This window comes from Micromonospora sp. NPDC049081, assembly GCF_040648835.1.
In the GTDB taxonomy this organism is placed as follows: domain Bacteria; phylum Actinomycetota; class Actinomycetes; order Mycobacteriales; family Micromonosporaceae; genus Micromonospora; species Micromonospora antibiotica.
Map to the genome: position 1 here is coordinate 79,273 of NZ_JBEZEK010000021.1, position 6,335 is coordinate 85,607.

The 6,335-nt window shown below is 72.6% G+C and carries 5 protein-coding genes; 2 read left to right on the top strand and 3 right to left on the bottom strand.

The window, feature by feature from the left end:
* Positions 1–16: 16 nt before the first annotated feature.
* The gene (locus AB0B63_RS25125; RefSeq protein ID WP_357022858.1) at positions 17–1,105 is read right to left on the bottom strand and encodes a Ku protein; all 1,089 of its coding nucleotides are present in this window, start codon (positions 1,103–1,105) and stop codon (positions 17–19) included.
* 85 nt (positions 1,106–1,190) lie between these two features.
* Here AB0B63_RS25125 and ligD (AB0B63_RS25130) point away from each other — a divergent pair, with 85 nt between their 5' ends.
* Positions 1,191–2,129 carry a non-homologous end-joining DNA ligase gene (ligD, locus tag AB0B63_RS25130; RefSeq protein WP_357022861.1) on the top strand — a complete coding sequence of 313 codons (939 nt, stop codon included), beginning with the start codon at positions 1,191–1,193 and terminating at the stop codon, positions 2,127–2,129.
* Positions 2,122–3,045, top strand: coding sequence for a non-homologous end-joining DNA ligase (gene ligD / locus AB0B63_RS25135; RefSeq protein ID WP_357022865.1), 924 nt, complete (start codon positions 2,122–2,124; stop codon positions 3,043–3,045). Before ligD (AB0B63_RS25130) ends, ligD (AB0B63_RS25135) begins: the two co-directional genes overlap by 8 nt.
* Positions 3,046–3,133: 88 nt before the next feature.
* Here ligD (AB0B63_RS25135) and AB0B63_RS25140 read toward each other — a convergent pair whose 3' ends face one another.
* A complete protein-coding gene (locus AB0B63_RS25140) occupies positions 3,134–5,515 on the bottom strand; it encodes an esterase-like activity of phytase family protein (protein ID WP_357022868.1) in 2,382 nt (793 codons plus the stop codon).
* A gap of 384 nt (positions 5,516–5,899) precedes the next feature.
* Positions 5,900–6,181, bottom strand: coding sequence for a hypothetical protein (locus AB0B63_RS25145; protein WP_357022871.1), 282 nt, complete (start codon positions 6,179–6,181; stop codon positions 5,900–5,902).
* Positions 6,182–6,335: the final 154 nt, after the last annotated feature.

Genomic DNA, 6,335 nt, shown 5'->3' on the forward strand with positions numbered 1-6,335 from the left:
GTCGGAACCCGCCCGGTCAGGCGCTCCTGCGCGGGGCGGCCTTCTTCTCGGCGGCCTGCTTCGCGGGGGCCCTGGTGGTCTTCTTCTCGGCGGTCTTCTTCGCGGCGGCCTTGGCGGTCTTCTTCTCGGCGGTTCTCTTCGCCGGTTCCGCTTTCTGCGCCGGGGCCTTCCGGGCCGGGGTCTTCTTCGCCGGTTCCGCCTTCGCCGTCTGGGCCTTCGCCGCCTTCGCCGTCGGGGTCTTCGCCGGCTGGGCCTTCGACGCCCGCTTGGCCGACCGGGCCGACGAGATCGGCGTCGGCTCGCCCGCCCCGCCGGACGGCGTCTCGCCCCGGGCGACCCGGGCCCGCTCGACGGACGCCTTCAACGCCGCCATCAGGTCCACCGCGGCGGCCGGCGCGGCCTCCTCCTCCGCCGGCTGGACCACCTCACGGCCCTCCACCTTGGCGTCGATGACCTCCTGTAACGCCGCCCGGTAGTCGTCGGTGAAGGCGTCCGGCTGGAACTCCCCGGCCATCGAGTCGATCAGCGAGGCGGCCATCGCCAGCTCCGGCGGGCGGACCTTCAGGTCCTCATCGAGGAAACCGAAGTCGGGGGTACGCACCTCGTCGGGCCAGAGCATCGTGTTGAGCAGCAGCACCCCGTCGCGGACCCGCAGGGTGGCCAACTGTTCCCGCTGGCGCAGCGCCACCTTGACGATCGCCACCCGCTCCGAGTCGGCCAGCGCGTCCCGCAGCAGCACGTACGGCTTGGTGGCGGTCCCCTCGGGCTCCAGGAAGTACGCCTTGTTGTAGAGGATCGGGTCGACCTGCTCGGCGGGGACGAACTCCAGCACGTCGATCGCCCGGGAACTGGTCAACGGCAGGTCGGCGAAGTCGGCGTCGGTCAGGATCACCAGCTCGCCGCCGCCCAGGTCGTACCCCTTGGCGATGTCGTCGTAGCTGACCTCCTCGCCGCAGACCGAGCAGGTGCGCTTGTAGCGGATCCGGCCGCCGTCGTCGCGGTGCACCTGGTGGAACCGGATGTCCTTCTCCTCGGTGGCCGAGTAGAGCTTCACCCCGATCGAGACCAGCCCGAACGACACCGCTCCTTTCCAGATCGCCCGCATCCCCTGCTCCTCTCCCCGATCTGACCAGGATCGCAAACGATCGAAGCCGCCGCACGCGCTTCCGTGCGCAACTACAGTCGGACAGGTGCCCGGCGCGCCGTTGAAGCCGATGCTCGCGACGACCGGGCCGCTCCCGGTGGGTGCCGGCTGGGCGTACGAGTTCAAGTGGGACGGGGTACGCGCGCTCGCCGACCTGGTCGGCGGCCACCCGCACCTGTACGCCCGCTCCGGTGTGGAGATCACCGCCGCGTACCCGGAGCTGGTGACCCTGGCCGAGCAGGTCGACGACGCGCTGCTCGACGGTGAGGTGGTCCTCTTCGACCCGGCCGGGCAGCCCTCGTTCACCGCCCTCGCCGAGCGGATGCACGTGCGGGACCGGGCGAAGGCGGCCCGGCTGGCGGCCACCATCCCGGTCACCTACATGATCTTCGACGTGTTGCGGTTGCGGGGCGAGGACCTCACCGGGTGGCCGTACCACGAACGGCGGGCGGCGCTCGACGGCCTGGGGCTGGGGGCGGCCCGGTGGGCGGTGCCACCCTGCTTCACCGACGGTGCCGCCACCTACCAGGCGGCCGGGGAACACGGCCTGGAGGGGGTGCTGGCCAAGCGGGCCGACTCGGTCTACCGGCCCGGGGTGCGCTCGCCGGACTGGGTGAAGGTCAAACTGGAGGTGACCGGCGACTTCGTGGTCGGCGGCTGGCGGCCCGGCGCGCGGAAGATCGGCGGGCTGCTGGTCGGGGTGCCCGGCCCGGACGGGCGGCTCACCTACCGGGGGCGGGTCGGCGGTGGGATCGGTGCGGCCCTGGAACGGGAGCTGCTGCGCGAACTCGAACCGCTGCGCGCCGACGGGTCGCCGTTCGGCGGGGACGTGCCGCGCGAGGATGCCCGGGGGGCGATCTGGGTAACCCCCCTCATCGTGGTGGAGGTCAAGTACGGCCAGCGCACCCCGGACGGGCGGCTGCGGTTCCCCCGGGTGCTGCGGCTGCGCCCCGACAAGCCGCCCGGGGAGGTGGAGGATGCCTGAGCGGGTGAAGGTCGAGGTCGACGGCCGGGCGTTGGACCTGTCCAACCTGGACAAGGTGCTCTTTCCGGAGGCCGGTTTCACCAAGGGTGAGGTGATCGACTACTACACCCGGATCGCCCCGGTGCTGCTGCCGCACCTGGCCGACCGGGCGCTGACCAGGATCCGCTTCCCCAACGGCGTCACCGGTGGCTCGTTCTTCGAGAAGAACGCCCCCGCCGCCACCCCCACCTGGGTACGCACCGAGACGCTGCCCGTGCCCGGGTCGAGCAAGGGCCGGGAGACCATCGACTACGTGGTCGCCGACGACCTGCCCACCCTGGTCTGGCTGGCCAATCTCGCCGCCCTCGAACTGCACACCCCGCAGTGGCGGATCGGCACCCACCCGGACCTGATGGTCGTCGACCTCGACCCCGGCCCGCCGGCGGGGCTGTCGCAGTGCTGCCGGGTGGCCGTCCTGCTGCGCGACCGGCTCGCCCTCGACGGGGTGACGGCCTACCCGAAGACCTCCGGCAAGAAGGGCATGCAGCTCTGCTGCCCGATCAGCGCCACCCAGGACGCCGATGTCGTCTCCGACTACGCGAAACGGATCGCCCAGGAGTTGGAGCAGGCACACCCGAAACTGGTCGTGTCGCGGATGGCGAAGAACCTGCGGCCCGGCAAGGTCTTCATCGACTGGAGTCAGAACAACGCGGCGAAGACGACAGTCGCGCCGTACTCGCTGCGGGCGCAGGCGGTGCCGGCGGTGTCCACCCCGCTGACCTGGGACGAGGTCGAGGCGGGGGCGGCGGGGAAACGGCCTTCGGCGAAGCCGTACACCGCAGGGGAGGTGCTGCGGCGGGTCGAGAAGGCCGGCGACCTGCTCGCGCCCCTGCTGGACGGTGGCCCCGAACTGCCGGCGGTCCGGGCGAGGCGCTGAGCCGTCGCCGGCAGCCCACGGGCCGCCGGGTCGGTCGCGCCACGGCCCGGCCGACCCGGGGGAGCGGGCGGCCGGGCCGTGGCGTCGCTCAGCGGCTGCCGAAGACCTTCCGGTACGTGCCGAGCCGCAGCAGCACGGTCTCCCCGGTGGCATCCAACACGCCGTCGTTGTCGGTGATCGCGTACACCTGACCGTCGCCGCCGACGGTCAGCCCCTCCAGCTTCTCCTGGGTCCAGCCGTCGGTGGCCCGCAGCGCCGGCAGCACGTCCACGGCGAGCGTCTTGGGCAGCACGGTCAGCGGGCCGGTGGCGGCCGGACCGGTCGGCAGCGGCACCGTGTAGATCCGCTTGACGGCGGCGGCCGGGCCGTTGAGCTTGTCCCGCTCGATCACGGCGAGCCGGTCACCGACCACGGTGACCTCGGAGAGCCCGATCCAGTCACCGGGGACGGTGGTGCTCTCCAGCCGGTAGCCGAACCAGCTCCAACTGTCAGCGGACACGTCGTACCGGCCGATCCGGACGACGCCGGCCGGGTCGGTGGCGACCTCCCGCTGGAGCACCGCCCAGACGATCTCCCGGCCGTCGCGGCCGGTGCTGGCGGTGACCCCCTCGAAGCCCTGCTTGCCCAGCCCGGCGGCGACCTCCGCCGGCAGTGGCACGATCTGCTGGGTACGCCCGTCGCCGGTCAACCGGACCAGCCTGTTCTCGCTGCCCTTGGCCCCCTCGACGGCGAGCCAGAAACCGCCCTGCGGCCGGGCGACGATGCCCTCCGCGTCGTACCCGATCGGCTTGCCGGCGGCGTCGGTCACGGTGGTCGCGTCGGTGATCACCGCCGGCGAGCGTCGGGTGTCGACGGTCAGGATCCGGGTCGGGGTGTACGCGGCGTCGGTGACGCTGTAGAGCTGCTGCGGCCGGCCGGGTACGGCGGACAGCGCGCCCAGCGCCCCCCAGCCGATCGGCGCACCCGACGCGTCGTCGGCCGAGACGATGCTCGGGAAGCCCGGCTTGTCCGCACCCAACCGGTAGAGCGACACCGAGGCGCGGACACCCACCGAGGCGTCGTCGGTCTCGCTGGACACCGCGAGCAGGCCACGGCCGGGGATGGGGAGCAGCCCCTCCGGGCCGTTGGTGGTGGGCAGCACCTGGCGCAGCACCGGGGCGGTGGGCCGGGTGAGGTCGTAGACGGCGACGAAGTTGCTCCGTTCCGAGCCGACGAACGCGTACCGCACGCCGTGGTACTCGGCGATCGCCACGCCCTCCGGCTCGGTGCCCTTCTTGGCGGCCCGGTCGTTGTTGTGCAACCCGTAGCGGACCGCGAGGCGTTCGAAGGTGTTGCCGGCGTCCCAGGCCACCTGACCGGTCCGGCTGTCGTAGATGGACCAACCCCGGGTGCCGCCCCGCCAGTCGCCCTCGTTGGCGGTGGCCAGGTAACGGTCGTTGACCCAGGCCACCGCGTCCGGCTCGCGGGGGACGTCGGTGATCGACCCGGTCAGGTCGACCCGGCCGTCCTTGACCGTGTCGATGCCGCTGACCGAGGCGGTGCCGGCGCTGAAGGCCCGGGTGATCCGGCCGGTGGGCACGTCCACCAGCACGACGCCGTTGTTCTCCTGGAGGGTGACCGCGAGCTGGTTACGCCCGTTGATCGAGACGTACTCGGGTTCCGGGTCGGTGGGCTCGGTGATCCCGGCGGCGGCCAGCACCGGCAGCGCCAGGCCGTCCGGGGCGGTCAGTGCGACGGTACGCAGCTTCCACCGCTGCGGCGTCGTCTTCCCGTCGAGGTCGATGAGCTGGACGAAACCTGCGGGCGCCTGCGGTAGGTCACCCTTCCTGCCGCCGGGCGGGGTGGCGTCCTCGTCCCGCTCGTTCTCGATGGCGATCGCCGCGTACCGCTCGTCGTGGCTGATCGCGATGGAATCGGGCTGCCCGCCGAGGTCGATGCTGCGTACCCGCTGCCGGGTGGCCAGTTCGATCACGTCGAGGCGGCCGGAGGGGGTGGTGTAACCGGTGCTGGTGTTCACCACCACCAGCACCCACCGGCCGACGATCGCCACCGAGGTCGGCTCGTCCTCGGCGTCGCCGAGCTGCGCCAGGGAGAGGGTGCCGAGGCCGCGCGGCTGGTCCGGCCGGCCGATGTCGAGGAAGCCGATCCGCCGGGCCGCCGCGTCGGTGTAGACCAGGGTACGGCCGTTCGGGCTGACCGCGGAGATCTCAGCCACCGTCGCGGTGGCCGGGTCCTCGCCGGTCGGCCGGTTCTGGAACACCGGGTAGGTGGCGGTGCGGTCGAAGTTGAGCTTCCGGTCCGGGTAACCCTGGCTGGCCGCCGTACTGCCCGGGGCGGTGTGGTCCGGCGCGGCGACCGCACTGCCGGGGGCGGTGTGACCCGGGGCCGCGACTGCGCTGCCGGGGGCGGTCAGGGTGGCCAGTGCCAGGCCGGCCACCACCGTCGAGGCGAACACTCTTGTCGCTGTCACTGCTCCTCCGAACGTTTCGATTCGGACGGAGGCTGGCAGGCGCGACCGAGCGCAGGTCGACCAGCGGGTTAACGGCCGGCGACGGGCCGGCGGTGAGCTGGCTCGCGGGCCTCGTCGTTTCGGCTGGTCTTCCCCGGTCGAAGCGGTGGCCGGGCGGGGGTCGACCCGGCCCCCGATCGATGACGGTCCACCCGGCCACCGCGCGGTAGTGGGCCGACCGGGTCACCGCCCGATGACCGGCGACCGGGGTTACCGCTCGGTGACCGGCCGGCCCGGTCAGCGCTCGATGACCGGCTGATCCGGCCACCGCTCGATGATGGGCCGGCCCGGCCACCGCTCGATGATGGGCCGACCGGGTCACCGCTCGGTGACCGGCCGGCCCGGTCAGCGCTCGATGATGGTGCCGTTCGCGTCGATGCCGTGGTCGCGCCAGTAGACGTCCCACTCGTCGTCGACGTGCTGCGGGACCTTGCCCTGCGGGTAGCGGACGTACGGTGCGGTCGGCTCCTGGTTGTCGGGGAAGCAGGCGCTGCCGCCCTGCCCGCCCACCGCGATCGCCGGGTACTCGCCACTGCTGCAGATGCTCTCCCGGTAGCCGCAGCCGCTGGTCAACAGCAGGCCGCCCAGACCCACCCCGGCAAGAACGATCATGATCCGCGTACGCATGGGTTGAGTCTCGTGGCGGCGGGCGGCGCTGTCATGCGCACGCGTACTCAACTCTCCCGGTGCGGTGCGGTGCGGTGCGGTGCGGTGCGGTGCGGTGCGGTGCGGTGCGGTGCGGTGCGGTGCGGTGCGGTGCGGTGCGGTGCGGTGCGGTGCG